The organism is Oxalicibacterium sp., assembly GCF_057353965.1.
This window is the reverse complement of record NZ_JBMQZD010000001.1, coordinates 501281-518667: the sequence shown is the minus strand read 5'-3', so window position 1 is coordinate 518667 and position 17387 is coordinate 501281. Positions and strand designations below refer to the sequence as shown.

The window sequence follows — 17387 nt, the reverse complement described above, 5'->3', positions numbered from 1 at the left end:
TTCGTGTTTCGCACATCTTGTGTGCTGTGCGCATAAGGATATGCATGATTCGCGCAGACAAGCGATAGTGACTGGTTTATAGTTTCCCTATCGCATTTCTGTATACACATGAGCATCGTCGACCCCCACACCGTTCAGGCAGTTTCCGCCCCGTTGATCCAGGTAGGGATGTCGCTGCCTGAAGTCAAATGGCCGTATCTGGTCAGCCTGACGCGCCTGAGCCTGGCGCTGGCGCTCGGCCTGCTGATCGGCCTGGAGCGCGAACGCCGCGGCAAGGACGCCGGCCTGCGTACTTTCGGCCTGATCGCGCTGCTCGGTGCGATGGGCGGCACATTGGGCGACAACTACGCCTACCTGATTCTTTTCCTGACCGGCATCCTCGCTGTCTTCCTCAACGTGCAGCGTCTGCGCACCAGCGGTAGCAACGAGCTGACGACATCGGCTGCGATGCTGGTGACCTGCGTGGCCGGCATCCTGTGCGGCAAGGGACACACGGCGACGCCTGCGTCCGTCATCGTCATCGTCACCGCGTTGTTGGCGTGGAAGGACAGGCTGACCGGCTTCAGCCTCGGCCTGACCGAAAACGAAATGCGCTCGGCGCTGCTGCTGGCGATTCTGGCGATCGTCATCTATCCGGCGCTGCCGCTTGGCGCGATCGGTCCGTGGCAATTGATTGAGCCGCGTGCCGCATGGGTGACCGTGATCCTGATCGCGGGTATCGGTTTCGCCAACTATGTGCTGTGGAAGATGTACGGTACACGCGGCATCGTGATGGCGGGCTTTCTCGGCGGTCTGGTGAACAGCAGCATCACGGTCAGCGAACTGGCCGCACGTGCGCGTGACAATCAGCCGGAAACGGTCAGTGCCGCCTATCGCGGCATCCTGCTGGCGACCGGCGCGATGATCATTCGCAACGGCGCCTTGCTGGTGATTCTGGCGCCGGCGGCAGCGGTGCCGGCCACCTTGCCTTTCGTGCTGATGCTGCTGCTGAGTTCGGCGTGGTTCTTCGTCGACCGCAATGCAACGACGAAGGAAAACGTCAACCATGCCGAACAGGTCGAATTGCCGCTGCCGTTCTCGCTGCGTGCTGCGCTCAAGTACGGTCTGGTATTTCTGATCCTGCATATTGCCGGCGTGATTGCGCAGCGCGCGTTCGGCGAAGCGGGTTTCTATGCGGTCAGCCTGATCGGCGGCGTGGTGTCCAGCGCCAGTGCAGTGGCTGCTGCCGCCAGCCTGGTCGGCAGCGGCGAAGTGCCGGCACATGTCGCCTCGACGGGTGCTGTACTGGCCTCGCTGGCCAGCGTGCTGATCAACCTGCCGCTGGTGCTGCGCGCGCATAACCGACGGCTGACTATGCGGCTCGGCGTAGCAACGCTGTCGACCGCGGCGCTGGGCGTCGTCGGTGCAATTGCAGCCAAGCCCTTGCTGAATTTCTTCGTGGAAAAATTTCCGCTGCTGCAACAGTGGATACCCTGACTTTAAGGGGTTGAACGGCAATTTATTATCTTTTTGTCAGCGTTCTCTCACAGCAGAATGGGAAGAACGCTGATTTTATCTGCCGGTTGCAGGTGTGATCATGAAGCCCTGAGCAATGACGACTGAGGGAGATACCCATGGCACACGTCTCGAATGTCCGCACTTCCCGTTCTTCAGCACACCAGATCATCAACGCCAACGCGATTGCCGCGTTGAAGACCAAGGAAAAACAGGGCACCTGCACCGAACAGGCGACCCGCTCCGCGCCGCGCGCGCTGGCCGGCCTGCACGGCCACAATCCGCGCCACAACGGTTTGCTGGCAGCGTTACCGGCCGCCGATTACGAACGCCTGCTGCCGCATCTGGAATTCGTCGAAATGCCTTTCGGCATGACGATCTGCGAGGCGGGCGAGCAGATGCAGCATGTCTATTTCCCGACCAACAGCATCGTTTCGCTGCTTTACGAGACGGCCGATGGCGCATCGTCGGAAACCGCCGTGATCGGCTACGAGGGCGTGGTTGGACACGATGTTTTCATGGGTGGCGGCGCTTCGCTGAACCGCGCTTTCATCAAGAGTGCTGGTTACGGTTTCCGCGTACGCGCTTCGGTATTGATGGATGAATTCTCCCGTGGCGGTGCCTTGCAGCAACTGTTGCTGCGTTTTACGCAGGCACTCTTTACGCAAATGGCGCATACGGTCGCCTGCAATCGCCATCACACGATCGTCCAGCAGCTATGCCGCTGGCTGCTGCTGAGCCTGGATCGCCTGCAGTCGAACCAGATCAGCATGACGCAGGACCTGATCGCCAACATGCTCGGCGTGCGCCGCGAAAGCGTGACCGAAGCGGCGCGCAAGCTGCAGGAGGAGGGTCTGATCCACTACAGCCGCGGACAGATCACGGTGGTCGATCGCGCGGGGCTGGAAGATCACATTTGCGAATGCTATGCCAGCATCAAGCGCGTCTACGAAGGATTGCTGCTGAACTGACCCGGTTGCGACCGGAAAAACAAAAGCCGCCATACGGCGGCTTTTGTTTTGGGAGCTGCATCGGTGATCAGCGTGCCGGATATTGCTGTCCTTGATAAGGCTGTTGCTGTTGTGCCGGTTGCTGCTGCTGTTCGGCCACGAAGATTTCCACGCGGCGGTTGCGCGCGCGGCCTTCCGTGGTGGCGTTGCTGGCAATCGGTTCGCGGCTGCCGCGGCCGTCGACGAAGATGCGTTGTGGCGCCACGCCACGGCCGGCCAGATAGTCGCGCGTGCGCGAGGCGCGGTCCAGCGACAACGGATCGTTGATCGCATCGGTGCCGGTGTTGTCGGTGTGGCCGATGATGGTGACGGTTGCCGCCGGATTGTCGATCAGGCCGGTGGCGAAGCGATCGAGGATCGGGCGGAAGTTGCCGGTGATTTCCGAACGGCCGGTGGCAAATGAGATATCGCTGGGGATATCCAGCTTCAGGCGATTGTCGGCGGTCTGCGTGACTTCGACGCCGGTGCCGCGTGTGGCTTCTTCCATCTGCCGGCGCTGGTTTTCCATGCGGCTGGACCAGACGTTGCCGGCGACCGCGCCGATCACGCCGCCCAATGCCGCACCGCCGACGGCGTGCGTGTGGCCGCCGGTGGCCACGCCGATCAAGGCGCCGATGCCGGCGCCGATACCTGCACCCTGCGCGGTGCCGCGTTCCGTTTCGGACATGTTGGCGCAGCCGGCAAGCAGCACGCTTGCAGCGGTGGCAGTGAGAATGAATTTACGCATGATGTTTTCCTTTGTTTCTATCGTTTCCGCACGCGACGGCGTGCAGCGATTTGTTCTGTTCCGGCAATCATCATAATGCAGATTGATGCAGTGCAAGCAGGGCAAAATGTCGCCGAATGTAACTGTCTGCACAAGACGGCAGCGATTCATAACGACAACGGCCTTTGCGCGATCGCAAAGGCCGTTCGACAGGCAGGAAGCTGACCGGGTTAGCGGTTCGGCTTGCCGACCTGATTGCCGATAAAGCCGCCGACGGCAGCACCGCCGACGGTACCGACTGCACTGCCGCCGGTCAATATCGAGCCGGCGACGGCACCGCCACCGGCGCCGATTGCCGTATTTTTGTCACGTTGGGACATGCCGGAACAGGCTGTCAGACTGAGTGCGGTAACGGCTGTTGCTGCAACGAGCGCAAATCGATTCATCGTTTTCCTCATTGTTTTCATTTCTTACCCCTTCCGTAAGGTCAATTGGATGCCCATGCAGGATGGACGCCGGGCAGAGCGAGAGGTTCAGATGAAGTTGTTTCAGCTTGTATCAGCTGTGCTGCCCCGGCCGTCATCCGTCGGCCGGATGTGGCTATGAAACGATCATGCGCCTGCCGCGAGCGTGCGTCGGTTCGCTGGCGAACACAGCGCGCAGGATGCGGTATCGGTACGCCTGTATGAAAAGGAAAGGATGGAGAAACAGGAGAACGGGAGATGAAAATCAGACGCCGTCGCACAGCCGTTGCGGCGTGCGCTGGTTGTAGGCCGCAACGAAGTCGTCGAAATTGTCGCTGCGGCGACGTTCCATTTCCTGCTGCATGTCGAGGGATTTCCGTGCCAGTTGTTCGAAGAAGGCGGTTTCGTCCGCGTTCAGCGGATGCGTGCGGAAGTATTCGGCATGCGCACGGCTTTGCTGCAGGCCGAAGCGTTCGAACGATGCGCCGTTTTCCTGCAAGGCCTGCAGTACGCGGGCGGAAGGCGTCTTCGCCGGATCGTGCAGTTTTTCCCGTTGCAGCGTCAGCGTTTGCGCATGCTGGTTGTCGCCGCGCTGCGCATCCAGCAGTTCGGCTGCCGGTGCAATGCTGTCCAGCAGCTGCAGTCCCCAGTCGCGCAACGAAATTGCCTGGCCGTCGCGTTGCAGCATCAGGTCCGGACGGCGGCCTTCCTTGACGGTGCGTGCAAAATTTTCGGCATTCTCGCGATGCATGGCTTCGTCGACCGGTGGACTGTCGTGCAGCGCGCAGAACAGCAGGAAGGCGTCGAGGAAACGCGAAGTCTGCAGGTTGATGCCGAGCGGCTCGAACGGATCGATGTCCATGCAGCGCACTTCGATGTACTGCACGCCGCGCGCACACAGCGCCTCGACCGGACGTTCGCCGCTGTTGATGACGCGCTTCGGACGGATCGTTGCGTAGTATTCGTTTTCGATCTGCAGCAGGTTGGTGTTCAGCTGTATCCATTCGCCGTCGCGCTGCGTGCCGATCGCTTCGTATGCCGGATAGGGCTGGCGCACCGCGCGCGACAGGCTGCGCATGTAGCTGTCCAGATCGTTGTAGGGCGGCATCAGGCCGGCTTGCGCATTGTTCTGGTAGCCGAGATCGCTCATGCGCAGGCTGGTCGCATAGGGCAGGTAGAGCGTGTCACCCGACAATTTTTTCAGCTGATGCGCGCGGCCACGCAGGAAGTCCGCTGACAGCGCGGGCGATGCGCCGAACAGATACATCAGCAGCCAGCTGTAGCGATGGAAATTGCGGATCAGCGCGATGTAGCTTTCCGACTGGTAGGTCTTGTCGTCGGCGCTCGACTGTGCGTCCGCCTTCAGCACGCGCCACAGGTCTTCCGACAGTGAATAGTTGTAATGCAGGCCGGCGATGCATTGCATGGCCTTGCCGTAGCGCACGGCGAGACCGCGGCGGTAGACGTGCTTGATCATGCCGATGTCGGAGGTGCCGTACCAGGCGATCGGAATGGTTTCCTCGTCCGGCAGGCGGCAGGGCATGGATTGGCTCCACAGCATTTCGCCGTCGAGCCTGCCGTTGACGAAACGGTGGATGCGATCGAGTTCGTCCAGCGCATCGGCGATGTCGTGTTCGGCCGGCGTGATGAATTCCAGCAGCGATTCGGAATAGTCGGTGGTGATCTGTTCGTTGGTCAGCGCGGAGCCGAGCGCGATCGGGTGCGGCGTCAGCGCGAGGTCGCCATTGGCATCGACGCGCAGCGTTTCGCGCTCGATGCCGCGACGGCCTTCACCAAGCAGATGGCGATGCTTGTCATCTGCCAGTAACGCGAGTCGGCGCGAAAAAATAGTACTCAAATGGATGCTCCCGGTTCATGTCTGCGCTGACGCGTGCGCGGCAAGTGGCGGAAGAATAACCGAAAACGGAAAAGCGGGTTGGCGACGGCAAACGATCGCGCCGGGAGCGAAGAACGGTGCGAGTTCGGGCGCGAGGTTCGGACGCAGGAGCCGTCGGATTCGGCAGATTTAGCGGCGGCCGCGCTTGGCGACGACGACCGTGCCCTTGCGTGCCGGAGCAGCAGGCCGGCCCGACGTACCCGATGTGCCCGATGTGCGTACCACGGCGGCGCCGGGACGCGGCTTGTTCTGGCCGAACTTTCTTGCCAGCTGGTTCGGCCCCGGCGTTTCACGCCGGCGTTCGGCGGCTGCGACGGCCGGCGACGGATCGTGGCGCGGCACCAGATGATGTTCGCCGCTGCCGATCAGGTCGCTGCGTCCCATGCGCTGCAAACCTTCACGCAGGGCCGGCCAGTTTTCCGGATCGTGGTAGCGCAGGAATGCCTTGTGCAATTTGCGGATCTTGCCGAGGCGCGGCGTTTCCACCGTTTCCGAATCGGCGCCGATCTTGCGCAGCGGATTCTTGCGCGTGTGGTACATCGTCGTTGCCATCGCCATCGGCGTCGGCAGGAAGGTCTGCACCTGGTCGAGGCGGAAATCGTTCTGCTTCAGCCACAGCGCCAGATTCAGCATGTCTTCGTCGGTGGTACCCGGGTGCGCGGCGATGAAGTAGGGAATCAGGTACTGCTCCTTGCCGGCTTCCTTCGAATACTTTTCGAACAGTTCCTTGAACTTGTAATACGAGCCCATGCCCGGCTTCATCATCTTCGACAACGGACCTTCTTCCGAATGCTCGGGGGCGATCTTCAGCAGGCCGCCGACGTGGTGCGTGACGAGTTCCTTCACGTACTCGGGTGAACGCACGGCGATGTCGTAACGCAGGCCGGAGCTGACGAGAATCTTCTTGATGCCCGGAATCGCGCGCGCCTTGCGGTACAGCTGGATCAGCTTGCCGTGATCGGTGTTCAGGTTAGAGCAGATGCTGGGGAACACGCATGACAGGCGGCGGCACGATTCCTCGATGCGCTTGTCGCGGCAGGCGAGGCGGTACATGTTGGCAGTGGGCCCGCCGAGATCGGAAATGGTGCCGGTGAAGCCTTTCACCTTGTCCCGGATTTCCTCGATCTCGCGCAGGATGGACGGCTCGGAACGGCTCTGGATGATGCGGCCTTCATGCTCGGTGATCGAACAGAAGGTGCAGCCACCGAAACAGCCGCGCATGATGTTGACCGAGAAGCGGATCATCTCCCACGCCGGGATCCGTGCCTTGCCGTAGCTCGGGTGCGGCGCGCGTGCATAGTTCATGTCGTAGACGCCATCCATCTCGTCCATCGCGAGCGGCAGCGGCGGCGGATTCAGCCAGACGTCGCGCTCGCCGTGCGCCTGCACCAGCGCGCGTGCATTGCCGGGATTCGATTCGAGGTGGAACACGCGCGATGCATGCGCGTACAGCACCGGATCGTCCTTCACGTCGTCGAACGACGGCAGGCGCACGACGGTGCGGCTGCGCACTTCCTTTTCGGCGGCGCGGCGTTCTTCGCGGCTCATGATGCGGATCGGCTTGACGTTTGTTTCGGCAGACGTGCCGTCTTTCGTTTCGTCCGCCTCATTCGTCTTGCAGCTCGCATCCTTCATCTTCATTTCATACGGATCGGGATGCGGCTCGACCTTGCCCGGCGTATCGACGCGCGTGGAATCGGTTTCCGCCCAGTCGTTGCCAGGCTTCCAGCCGCGCGGCACCATGAACGCGGTGCCGCGCAGGTCGCGGATGTTCTGTATCGGTTCGCCGGCGGCAACGCGACGCGTGAGATCGACCAGTGCGCGTTCGGCATTGCCGAAGATCAGGATGTCGGCCTTCGAATCAGGCAGCACCGAGCGGCGCACCTTGTCCGACCAGTAATCGTAATGTGCGATGCGGCGCAGGCTGGCTTCGATGCTGCCAATGACGACGTTCACGCCCGGATATGCTTCGCGTACGCGCTGCGCATACACGGTCAGTGCGCGATCGGGGCGTTTGTTCGGTTCGCCGTTCGGCGTGTACGCATCTTCCGAGCGGATCTTTCGATCCGACGTATAGCGGTTGATCATCGAATCCATGTTGCCGGCGGTGACGCCGAAGTACAGATTCGGTTTGCCCAATGCGCGGAACGGCTCGGCCGAATGCCAGTCCGGCTGGCTGATGATGCCGACGCGGTAGCCCTGTGCTTCCAGCAGGCGGCCGATCAGCGCCATGCCGAAACTCGGATGATCGATATAGGCGTCGCCTGTCACCAGGATCACATCGCAACTGTCCCAGCCGAGTTTGTCCATTTCCGCGCGCGACATCGGCAGGAAAGGGGCAGGTTTGGCCGCGCGTTTTGCGTGGGCGAACAGGTTTTTCGGTTGAGCACTCATGGACAGACGAGCCGGACGATACCGGCGGTGGCGGCGATGCCGCGTAATAAAAACAGGTAAACAGGCGGGAAAGGCGACAGTATGACAGCTTTGATCGCGGGCGATACGGTCGATGCACATTTTCCCTGTATGGCACTCGGGCGGCGTTGTTGCAAAGACAAGGATGCGACGCAATCGAAGAACAATGTGTTTGTGGGAACGCATGCTTTTCCTTTTTAGTGTGGATTGCGGCGCTCATCTTTTTCGATTTTCTGCCGTTACTTCGATCATGGGATTGCAGCGTGCGCAATGTTGCCATTGCGTTATGCACCTACTTGTTGCAATCACCGTTTCGATCGTGAAAGGCACGCCATGAGCATCGTGATTTCCAATTATTCAACACCGTCTCTGCCGTCTGCGCCTGCGAGCGCGCGCAATGCATCCGTTGCCGATACGGCAACGCCGGTCGCTACCGACAAGGTGACGCTGCAGGGGCAGTCGCCCGAACCCGTCACCTACGCCGATCCGCGCAACGGCGCCGCACAGGCTGCGCCGGATCTGGCGAGCATGCTGGAAGAATCCAACCGCAAGGCACAGGCCATCATCGACCTGATCGTGCCGCTGGTGAAGCAGCAGGGCCTAAGCATGGCGAAGGTCGTCAGCGGCGAACAGCAGTTGACCGTCGATGCGGCGACGATTGCCAAGGCGAAGGCGGCGATTGCCGAGGATGGCGAATTCGGCGTGAAGCAGGTTGCCGACCGCATCCTCAGTTTCGCGAAGATGGCGATCGGCGGCGATCCGTCGAAGCTGGACGCCATTCGCGCTGCCGTCGAAAAGGGATTCAAGGAAGCTGCCGAGATGCTCGGCGGCACATTGCCGGAGATCAGCCAGAAGACGCACGAAGTCATCATGGCTGAATTCGATCGCTGGCAAAGCGACGGTATGCCGGAAGGCGATACGGTCAGCCTGTCGCCAAAGAGTGAAGACGCTGAAGCGCAGCAATGACGAGCGTTTCACGGGCTTGTGCCATGTTGTTTTTATGTGTGACTACCAAATTGGTAGTGCGAAAAAATTTTGTCGAACGGACCGCATGATGTGATCGCATACGTCGATTGCGATGCGCAAAGAAGTTGTCGGAAAGGCCATGTGCTCACATATTTCGTCTATGAAATATTGGCATAGAGAAATGAATCGGTTATAAAGTGCGGCACGAAGCGGTAAGCAATGAGGTTCGATTTCAATATGCGGCAGAAGTAAGCGGTGAATATTTTTCACGCTGTCATGTGTATCGGAAAAATACACTGGCGCCGCAGGAAGCGAACCGTTCGCCCTTGTTGTTTCTGATTTTCCGTTGAGCGATTGAAGTGATTCATGCCTCGCATGCCGATTCAACCAGCATGCATGCCGAAGAAGCCGATCCGGTTTCGCGGTTTCCCTGATCGTTTCGTCAAGACGTGAATACAAGCCGCAATGTATTTTGCGCGGCACCGTCAACTTTGGCTGTAAACGGCCGTTGTTGAATACAGGATGCATCTTTTCATCCTGCGAAGGACAGCGGCATGTAATGGCATGTCATTGTCAATGTTGTACAGCGATAGCCGGAGACTGCGATGACGGTCGCGGCAATCGTGAAGAAGTTGTAGCACCGATAACAATTCTTGGAGAAGAAGAATGATGCGCATCGCAAACATGAAAATAGGCACGCGTCTTGGTTTGGGTTTCGGCCTGATCCTGCTGCTGGTTGCGGTCATGGGGGCCAATGGCATCCTGCGCCTGCAGAGTATCAATGCATCCACGCGCCACATGGTGGACGAATCCCTGGAAAAGCAGAAGGCCGCACAAAGCTGGCTGCTGGGCACCAGCGTCAACGCGGCGCGCACGCTGGCCGTGGTGAAGACGACGGACCCGAACACGGAAGATTTCTTCCAGAAGGCGATGGCTGCGCAAAGCAAGCAGATCAGCGCGATTCAGGGAAAGCTCGAAAAACAGCTGACGACGGACAAGGAGAAGGATCTGTTCGCCGAAGTGGCTAACCGGCGCAAAGCCTATATCGACACGCGCAAGGGCATCATCGCGCTCAAGGAGACCGGTGACGTCGCCGGTGCGAATGCGCAGATCGACGCCAAGTTGGTCCCTGCGCTGGATGCGTATGTGGAAAGCGTCAAGAATGTGCTGGATTACTACGATGACGAAGTCGGCCGCGTCGATCAATCGATCACTGCCGATTTCGGTATGGGCCGCAATACGCTGATCGTCGGCACCATCATTGCGCTGCTGCTCGGTGCGCTGATCGCATGGCGCCTTACCGTCGGCATCACGCGTCCGCTGAAGGAAGCGGTGAAGGTGGCGGAATCGGTGGCCGAAGGCGACCTGACGACGCGCAGCAGCCTGCCGATCACCAAGGACGAGACCGGCCAGTTGCTCGATTCGATTGCCCGCATGCAGAACAACCTGATTCGTATCGTTTCGCAGATTCGCATGGGTACCGATGCGATCGCGACGGCATCGTCCGAAATCGCCAGCGGCAACCTCGACCTGTCGTCGCGTACCGAAGAGCAGGCCAGCTCGCTGGAAGAAACCGCTTCGTCGATGGAAGAACTGACTTCCACCGTCAAGCAGAATGCAGACAACGCGCGCCAAGCGAACCAGCTTGCCGTCTCGGCATCGGAAGTGGCAACCAAGGGCGGCACGGTGGTGGCGCAGGTGGTCGATACGATGGGTGAAATCAATACGTCGTCGCGCAAGATCGTCGACATCATCAGCGTCATCGACGGCATTGCTTTCCAGACCAACATCCTGGCGCTGAATGCAGCGGTGGAAGCGGCACGTGCCGGCGAACAGGGCCGCGGCTTTGCCGTGGTGGCGGGCGAAGTGCGCACGCTGGCACAGCGTTCCGCAGCGGCAGCGAAGGAAATCAAGGGCCTGATCGGCGATTCCGTCGAGAAGGTCGAAGCCGGCAGCCAGTTGGTGGCCGAAGCGGGCACGACGATGGACGAGCTGGTCGACGGCGTCAAGCGCGTGGCCGACATCATGGCCGAAATCACGGCAGCCAGCCTGGAGCAGAGCGACGGTATCGAGCAGGTGAATCAGGCCGTCACGCAAATGGATCAGGTGACGCAGCAGAACGCGGCGCTGGTCGAGGAAGCGGCAGCCGCTGCCGATTCGCTGCAGGATCAAGCCAAGCAACTGGCGCAGGCCGTCAGCGTGTTCCGTACCGGCAGCAATATGGCGGCAAGCGTGCAGGCGACGACGCAGCATCGCGCGATTTCGTCCAGCGCAGCGGCGCCTGCGGCAGCCAAGCCGGCCGCCGTGGCGGCTCCGGCACCCGCACGTCGCAGCGTGCCGGCACCGAAACCGGTGGTCAACACCAATACCGACGATTGGGAAGAATTCTGATCGCGGCCTGAGGGCGTCAGCCCGAATGTAAAAAAGGGAGCCTGCATTGCAGGCTCCCTTTTTGTTTGCCGGCTGTTCTTGCCGGCGTCGTGCAGAGGGGGCTAGTGGGCTATTACAACGGGCTGTTACTTGTTCAGGATCGCTGCATGCCAGGCGATGTGATCCTGCATGAAGGTCGAGATGAAGTAGTAGTTGTGGTCGTAGCCGGAATGGCGGCGCAGCGTCAGCGGCTGTTCCGCGGCCCAGCAGGCGGCTTCGAAATGATGCGGCAGCAGCTGGATGTCGAGAAACTCGTCTTCCAGTCCCTGGTCGATCAGGATGCCTTGCGGGAAAGGCGTCTTGCGCGTGCGCATCAGTTCGCTCGCATCATGCTCCGCCCATGTCGACTGATCGCTGCCCAGATAGTTCGAGAACGCCTTCTGGCCCCACGGGCACAGGCTGGGTGCGGTGATCGGCGCGAAGGCGGAAACCGACTTGAAGATATCCGGATGGCGCAGCGACAGCGTCAGCGCGCCGTGGCCGCCCATCGAATGGCCGAATACGCCGATGCGGTCGGGCAGAGCGGCGAAGTTTTCCAGGATGATGTTGCGCAGTTCCTGTACGACGTAAGTCTCCATACGGAAGTGCGATGCCCACGGCTGCTGTGTCGCATCGATGTAGAAGCCGGCGCCGTGGCCGAAGTCCCAGCTTTCCGCCGCGCCCTTGATGCCGGTGCGGCGCGGGCTGGTATCCATCGACACCAGCATGATGCCGTGCTCGGCCGCATAGCGTTGCGCGCCGCCCTTGATCATGAAGGTTTCTTCGGTACAGGTCAGGCCGGCGAGATAGAACAGCACCGGCACCTTGCGCGATTTGGCCTGCGGCGGTTCGTACACCGAAAACGTCATCGGCAAGCCGGTCGAGATCGACTGGTGCTTGTAAAAAGTCTGTGTGCCGTTGAAGCACTTGTGCTGGCTGACGATATCCACTTCTTCCCCGCAAAATTCCGTTTGTGTTTCGTTTGTCTTTCGTTCGTACTTCGTGCGATCAATAAATCACGACCGAGCGGATTGATTCGCCGCGCTTCATCAGATCGAAGCCTTCGTTGATCTGATCCAGCTTCAGCGTGTGCGTGATCAGGTCGTCGATGTTCAGCTTGCCTTCCATATACCAGTCGACGATCTTCGGTACATCGGTACGGCCGCGTGCGCCGCCGAAGGCCGAGCCTTTCCATTCGCGGCCGGTGACGAGCTGGAACGGACGCGTGCTGATTTCCGCGCCGGCTTCCGCCACGCCGATGATGATCGATTGTCCCCAGCCCTTGTGGCAGCACTCCAGTGCCTGGCGCATCGTCGTCGTGTTGCCGATGCATTCGAAGCTGTAGTCGGCGCCGCCGTCGGTCAACTGCACGATGGCATCGACGACATTCTCGACATTCTTCGGATTGATGAAGTGCGTCATGCCGAACTTGCGCGCCATCGCTTCACGTTCCGGATTCAGGTCGACGCCGATGATCTTGTCCGCGCCGACCATGCGTGCAGCCTGGATTACGTTCAGACCGATACCGCCGAGACCGAACACGACGACGTTCGCGCCGGCTTCCACCTTCGCCGTGAACAGCACGGCGCCGACGCCGGTCGTCACGCCGCATCCGATGTAGCAGACCTTGTCGAACGGTGCGTCTTCGCGGATTTTCGCCAGCGCGATTTCTGGTACGACGACGTAGTTGGAGAAGGTCGACGTGCCCATGTAATGGAAGATCGGCTTGCCGTCGATCGAGAAGCGCGATGTCGCATCCGGCATCAGGCCGCGGCCTTGCGTGGAGCGGATTTTCTGGCACAGGTTGGTCTTGCGCGACAGGCAGAATTTGCATTCGCGGCATTCCGGCGTGTACAGCGGAATGACGTGATCGCCTTTCTTCAGGCTTTTCACATCGGCGCCGACGTCGACGACGACGCCCGCGCCTTCATGGCCGAGGATGGCCGGAAAGATGCCTTCCGGGTCCGCGCCCGACAGCGTGTAGTAATCGGTGTGGCAGATGCCGGTGGCCTTGATTTCCACCAGCACTTCGCCGGCCTTCGGGCCAGCGAGTTCGACTTCCTCGATCGTCAGCGGTTGGCCTGCTTTCCAGGCGACGGCGGCTTTGGTTTTCATGGCGAGCTCCGATGAATGATTGAGCGAGCGCTGCGATACCTTGTTCTTGCCCTTGTATCGCAGCGCATCGTGCGATGGTTATTTGACGGCTTCCATGTCTTCCGGCAGCACGACGTTTACGTCCAGCACTTCCAGGTTGCCCTGGCTGTTGAGCGAGATCTTGATGTCTTCCGGATTGACCTTCACGTATTTCGAGATCACGCCGATCAGTTCCTTGTGCAGTGCAGGCAGGAAGTCGGGGCCGGCACGGCCGTTGCGTTCGCGCGCGATGATGATCTGCAGACGTTCCTTGGCGGCGTTGGCAGATTTCGTTTCCTTGTTGAACAGAAAAGAGAGCAGCGACATGTCATTTTCCTCCGAAGATGCGCGAAAGGAAGCCCGGCTTTTCGTAATCGGTAAAGCGCAGCGGCTTTTCTTCGCCGAGGAAACGGGCGACGACGTCCTTGTAGGCTTCGGACACTTCGCTGCCTTCGATATGGATTGCCGGATTGCCGGAGTTCGATGCATGCAGCACCGATTCCGATTCCGGGATGATGCCGATCAGCGGGATGCGCAGGATCTCCTGCACGTCGGCGTACGACAGCATTTCGCCAGCGTCGACGCGCTTGGGCACGTAGCGGGTGATCAGCAGATGTTCCTTGACCGGCTCGCCGCCGTTCAGCGCGCGGCGCGACTTGGCCTGGATGATGCCGAGGATGCGGTCCGAATCGCGCACCGACGACACTTCAGGATTGGTGACGATGACTGCTTCGTCGGCGAAGGTCAGTGCCATCACGGCGCCGTGCTCGATGCCGGCCGGCGAATCGCAGATGATGTATTCGAAATCCATCGCGGCCAGATCGGTCAGCACGCGTTCGACGCCTTCTTCCGACAGCGCATCCTTGTCGCGCGTCTGCGAGGCGGGCAGCACGAACAGGTTGTCGCAGTGCTTGTCCTTGATCAGCGCCTGGTTCAGCGTGGCTTCCTTGTTGATGACGTTGATGAGGTCGTACACGACGCGACGCTCGCAACCCATGATCAGGTCGAGATTACGCAGGCCGACGTCAAAATCGATGACGACGGTCTTGTGGCCGCGCATGGCGAGGCCAGATGCAAAGCTCGCACTGGAAGTGGTCTTGCCGACGCCGCCCTTGCCGGACGTCACAACGATGATTTTTGCCAAAGGATGCCCCTTTCGTTAAAGAGATATATGTGTATGGGTTATGCGCTTGCTTTGATCGGCTGCATGTCGATGCGGTCGCCGATCAGGCGGATTTGTGTCGGTTGCTGTGCGCGCTCCGAGCCGTGCTCGAAGGTGCGGTACATGCCGGCGATGGAAACCAGTTCCGCTTCCATGCTGAGCGTGAAGATGCGCGCATCGGTATCGCCGTTGGCACCGGCCAGCGCGCGGCCGCGCAACGGTGCATAAACGTGAATGCTGCCGTCGGCGATGACTTCGGCGCCGTTGTTGACGGCGGCGGTCACGATCAGATCGGCGCCGCGCGCATAGATGCGCTGGCCGGCGCGCACTGGCGTATCGACGATCATCGTGCGGTTGACTGCGGGATTCGTTGCAGGATGCGTTGCGACGGGGGCGCTGACATCGGCCGGCGCGGTTTTCGTGGCGATTGAATCGGCTACGGGTTCCAGATCGATTTCCGTCTGTTCGGGCTGCGCGGATTGATGTGCAGCAGGCGCGACCTCGACACGCGGCTTCATCGAGCCATCCAGGCTCAGTCCCGCAGCCAGGATGTGCGGTGCCATCTCGGGCGATGCATTGCGCACGGCGACGGCATTGAGCCGGTAGGATTTCAGCAGGGCAGCGATGGCAGCCCAGTCGATCGCGGTGTCGGCTTCCAGCGCGCCGACATCGATCACGGCGAATTCGTCGTCGAAGAAATCGGCGTCGCCGTTCGTCATATCGTGCATGGCGGCGTCAAGCACGGCGAGGTCTGCCTCGTGCAGGATCGCGGAGACGGCGACGACAGTGGAAATCTTGATTTCGATCGGCTTGCGAGGTGAGCTTTTGGACATGTAGATCTGTGAATGCTGCTGCTTGGTTGCGTCTGCCGCTCCGATGCTGCATTGCAGCCGTTTCTGTCTGGTAACGCGCGCTGCGCCTGCGATGCCGGAGTGCGAATGGCCGCTATTATACCTGCTCCCCTTGTCGGGATTGCAGGCGTTTACGCCGTATTGGCGCCATGTTTTCGTTCTTGCCGCGTGCAATTTTCTGTGGGCAACTGCGCTGCGAAATCTTCGGTCGTGCTGCGCAGTCGGCGCGTGTAGAATAGCCGCTTTTTTTCGCCGGGACATTGCTCATGTGGTTCAAGAATCTCCAGGTTTATCGTCTGCCGTCGCATTGGCCGGTCACGTCCGCGCAGCTTGAAGCGGATCTTGCGCCGTTCGCCTTCCAGCCGTGCTCCAGCCTTGAACTGCAAAGCCAGGGCTGGATTTCGCCGCGCGATAACGGCTCGCTGGTGCATGCGGTCGGCAAGCAGATGCTGCTGTTGCTGGGCACCGAGAAGAAGCTGCTGCCATCCAGCGTCGTCAACCAGGTGACGAAGATCAAGGCGGCCGAACTGGAAGAACAGCAGGGCTTCAAACCGGGCCGCCGGCAGATGAAGGAACTGAAGGAGCAGGTTGCCGACGAACTGCTGCCGCGCGCGTTCAGCGTCTGGCGTTCGACCTGGGTCTGGATCGATCCGGTCAACGGCTGGCTGGTGGTCGATGCGGCCAGCGCCGCCAAGGCCGACGAAGTGCTGAAGCTGCTGTTCAAGGCTATCGACAAGCTGCCGCTGGAATCGCTGCACGTCGTGCAGTCGCCGATGGCGGCGATGACGTCGTGGCTGCTGGCCGACGAAGCGCCGCACAACTTCACCGTCGACCAGGATACCGAGCTGCGTTCCAATACCGAAGGCAAGGCCACAGTGCGCTATGTGCGCCACACGCTGGAAGCTGACGACGTGCGTCGCCATATCGAGGCCGGCAAGCAATGCACGCGGCTGGCGATGACTTGGGCCGACCGTATTTCCTTCGTGTTGACCGAATCGCTGACGATCAAGCGCGTCGCGCCGCTCGATGTGTTGAAGGAAGATTCCGATGTAACGGCGCAGAACGACGATGAGCGTTTCGATGCCGATGCCACGCTGATGACGGGTGAACTGGCGAAGCTGCTGGCCGATCTGGTTGCCGCGTTGGGCGGCGAAATGGAGAAGAAGGCAGCCGCCTGAGCTGCTTCGCCGATTGCGGTTTCAGCGTGAAATCAGTGGGCTGCGGGGCGCAGGAAAGCGGCGCAGGCCGGACGGCCTGATGCATAATGCAGAATCGCTGCGGCGGGCAATTGTCGCGGCGATCCAGCGGCGCGCTTCATCAGATTCAATCCGGTTCAATCCATCCGCTTCAATCCGCGTACGGTCGAAAAGAGCACAACGCCATGCAAATCGAACTCAACGATATCGGTCACATCATCCAGTTGTCCGTCGCGCCGGTGTTCCTGCTGACGGGCGTCGGCACGACGCTGACCGTGCTGACCAACCGATTGGCTCGTATCGTCGACCGTTCGCGCATTCTCGAGGATAAGTTCCGCAAGGAAGAGGATGAGGCGCATGCCGGCGAATATCGAGACGAACTGATCACGCTGTATTCCCGTTCCCACCTGATCAACCGCGCCATCGTGCTGGCGACGGCCTGCGCGCTGATGATCTCGTTGGTCATCATCTCGCTGTTTGTCGGCGATGCGCTGAATATCGATCTGTCTAAATACATCGCTGCCTTCTTCGTACTGGCGATGGTCAGCTTGCTGGCGAGTTTCAGTTATCTACTGCGCGAAATCTTCCTCGCCACACAGACGATGCGCACGGTCGTGCGCCTGCCCAAATAGCATCTACGCATAACCTCTCGCACGCTGCTTCGGTCAGGAATTTCCGAGCGATGCT

At 60.4% G+C, this 17387-nt stretch carries 15 protein-coding genes; 6 read left to right on the top strand and 9 right to left on the bottom strand.

From position 1 onward, the window contains the following. Positions 1 to 108: 108 nt before the first annotated feature. On the top strand, positions 109 to 1476 hold the full coding sequence (locus ACO1VH_RS02580) for an MgtC/SapB family protein (protein WP_486242210.1): 1368 nt from the start codon (positions 109 to 111) through the stop codon (positions 1474 to 1476). A 137-nt stretch (positions 1477 to 1613) separates the two neighbouring features. Next, complete coding sequence (locus ACO1VH_RS02575; protein ID WP_486242209.1) at positions 1614 to 2465, top strand: Crp/Fnr family transcriptional regulator; 852 nt, start codon at positions 1614 to 1616, stop codon at positions 2463 to 2465. Between the two features lie 67 nt (positions 2466 to 2532). On the opposite strand, the gene ACO1VH_RS02570 is transcribed toward ACO1VH_RS02575, so the two are convergent. The 4 genes from ACO1VH_RS02570 to ACO1VH_RS02555 form a co-directional block, all read right to left on the bottom strand. Continuing rightward, complete coding sequence (locus tag ACO1VH_RS02570; RefSeq protein ID WP_486242208.1) at positions 2533 to 3231, bottom strand: YiaD family glycine zipper/OmpA-like lipoprotein; 699 nt, start codon at positions 3229 to 3231, stop codon at positions 2533 to 2535. A 209-nt stretch (positions 3232 to 3440) separates the two neighbouring features. Further along, positions 3441 to 3656: a glycine zipper 2TM domain-containing protein gene (locus ACO1VH_RS02565; protein ID WP_486242206.1), complete on the bottom strand. Its 216-nt coding sequence runs from the start codon at positions 3654 to 3656 to the stop codon at positions 3441 to 3443. Positions 3657 to 3939: 283 nt separating this feature from the next. Next, positions 3940 to 5532 carry a glutamate--cysteine ligase gene (gene gshA / locus ACO1VH_RS02560; protein ID WP_486242205.1) on the bottom strand — a complete coding sequence of 531 codons (1593 nt, stop codon included), beginning with the start codon at positions 5530 to 5532 and terminating at the stop codon, positions 3940 to 3942. A gap of 168 nt (positions 5533 to 5700) precedes the next feature. Continuing rightward, positions 5701 to 7896 carry a YgiQ family radical SAM protein gene (locus tag ACO1VH_RS02555; protein WP_486242836.1) on the bottom strand — a complete coding sequence of 732 codons (2196 nt, stop codon included), beginning with the start codon at positions 7894 to 7896 and terminating at the stop codon, positions 5701 to 5703. A gap of 420 nt (positions 7897 to 8316) precedes the next feature. Here ACO1VH_RS02555 and ACO1VH_RS02550 point away from each other — a divergent pair, with 420 nt between their 5' ends. Then, on the top strand, positions 8317 to 8949 hold the full coding sequence (locus ACO1VH_RS02550) for a hypothetical protein (protein ID WP_486242203.1): 633 nt from the start codon (positions 8317 to 8319) through the stop codon (positions 8947 to 8949). Between the two features lie 669 nt (positions 8950 to 9618). Further along, positions 9619 to 11340: a methyl-accepting chemotaxis protein gene (locus tag ACO1VH_RS02545; RefSeq protein ID WP_486242835.1), complete on the top strand. Its 1722-nt coding sequence runs from the start codon at positions 9619 to 9621 to the stop codon at positions 11338 to 11340. 125 nt (positions 11341 to 11465) lie between these two features. On the opposite strand, the gene fghA is transcribed toward ACO1VH_RS02545, so the two are convergent. The 5 genes from fghA to minC all read right to left on the bottom strand — a co-directional run bounded on the left by fghA (position 11466) and on the right by minC (position 15486). Beyond that, entirely contained in the window at positions 11466 to 12308 is an 843-nt protein-coding gene (gene fghA, locus ACO1VH_RS02540) for an S-formylglutathione hydrolase (protein ID WP_486242202.1), read from the bottom strand. 58 nt (positions 12309 to 12366) lie between these two features. Beyond that, a complete protein-coding gene (locus tag ACO1VH_RS02535) occupies positions 12367 to 13473 on the bottom strand; it encodes an S-(hydroxymethyl)glutathione dehydrogenase/class III alcohol dehydrogenase (protein ID WP_486242201.1) in 1107 nt (368 codons plus the stop codon). A gap of 78 nt (positions 13474 to 13551) precedes the next feature. Beyond that, a complete protein-coding gene (minE, locus tag ACO1VH_RS02530; RefSeq protein WP_486242199.1) occupies positions 13552 to 13818 on the bottom strand; it encodes a cell division topological specificity factor MinE in 267 nt (88 codons plus the stop codon). Between the two features lies 1 nt (position 13819). Beyond that, complete coding sequence (gene minD, locus ACO1VH_RS02525; RefSeq protein ID WP_486242197.1) at positions 13820 to 14635, bottom strand: septum site-determining protein MinD; 816 nt, start codon at positions 14633 to 14635, stop codon at positions 13820 to 13822. 38 nt (positions 14636 to 14673) lie between these two features. Continuing rightward, complete coding sequence (gene minC, locus ACO1VH_RS02520) at positions 14674 to 15486, bottom strand: septum site-determining protein MinC (protein WP_486242196.1); 813 nt, start codon at positions 15484 to 15486, stop codon at positions 14674 to 14676. Positions 15487 to 15770: 284 nt separating this feature from the next. On the opposite strand from minC, the gene ACO1VH_RS02515 reads away from it, so the two are divergent. Next, on the top strand, positions 15771 to 16682 hold the full coding sequence (locus tag ACO1VH_RS02515; protein WP_486242195.1) for a recombination-associated protein RdgC: 912 nt from the start codon (positions 15771 to 15773) through the stop codon (positions 16680 to 16682). Between the two features lie 203 nt (positions 16683 to 16885). Further along, positions 16886 to 17332, top strand: coding sequence for a DUF2721 domain-containing protein (locus ACO1VH_RS02510; RefSeq protein WP_486242194.1), 447 nt, complete (start codon positions 16886 to 16888; stop codon positions 17330 to 17332). Positions 17333 to 17387 lie beyond the last annotated feature (55 nt).

Excerpts from the sequence above, each read along its gene's own strand:
- ACO1VH_RS02575 (WP_486242209.1), top strand. The coding sequence starts at position 1,614 with ATGGCACACGTCTCGAATGTCCGCACTTCCCGTTCTTCAGCACACCAG.
- ACO1VH_RS02535 (WP_486242201.1), bottom strand. The coding sequence starts at position 13,473 with ATGAAAACCAAAGCCGCCGTCGCCTGGAAAGCAGGCCAACCGCTGACG.
- minE (WP_486242199.1), bottom strand. The coding sequence starts at position 13,818 with ATGTCGCTGCTCTCTTTTCTGTTCAACAAGGAAACGAAATCTGCCAAC.
- ACO1VH_RS02550 (WP_486242203.1), top strand. The coding sequence starts at position 8,317 with ATGAGCATCGTGATTTCCAATTATTCAACACCGTCTCTGCCGTCTGCG.
- ACO1VH_RS02580 (WP_486242210.1), top strand. The coding sequence starts at position 109 with ATGAGCATCGTCGACCCCCACACCGTTCAGGCAGTTTCCGCCCCGTTG.
- ACO1VH_RS02555 (WP_486242836.1), bottom strand. The coding sequence starts at position 7,896 with ATGTCGCGCGCGGAAATGGACAAACTCGGCTGGGACAGTTGCGATGTG.
- ACO1VH_RS02510 (WP_486242194.1), top strand. The coding sequence starts at position 16,886 with ATGCAAATCGAACTCAACGATATCGGTCACATCATCCAGTTGTCCGTC.
- minC (WP_486242196.1), bottom strand. The coding sequence starts at position 15,486 with ATGTCCAAAAGCTCACCTCGCAAGCCGATCGAAATCAAGATTTCCACT.
- ACO1VH_RS02515 (WP_486242195.1), top strand. The coding sequence starts at position 15,771 with ATGTGGTTCAAGAATCTCCAGGTTTATCGTCTGCCGTCGCATTGGCCG.
- ACO1VH_RS02570 (WP_486242208.1), bottom strand. The coding sequence starts at position 3,231 with ATGCGTAAATTCATTCTCACTGCCACCGCTGCAAGCGTGCTGCTTGCC.
- ACO1VH_RS02565 (WP_486242206.1), bottom strand. The coding sequence starts at position 3,656 with ATGAATCGATTTGCGCTCGTTGCAGCAACAGCCGTTACCGCACTCAGT.
- ACO1VH_RS02545 (WP_486242835.1), top strand. The coding sequence starts at position 9,619 with ATGCGCATCGCAAACATGAAAATAGGCACGCGTCTTGGTTTGGGTTTC.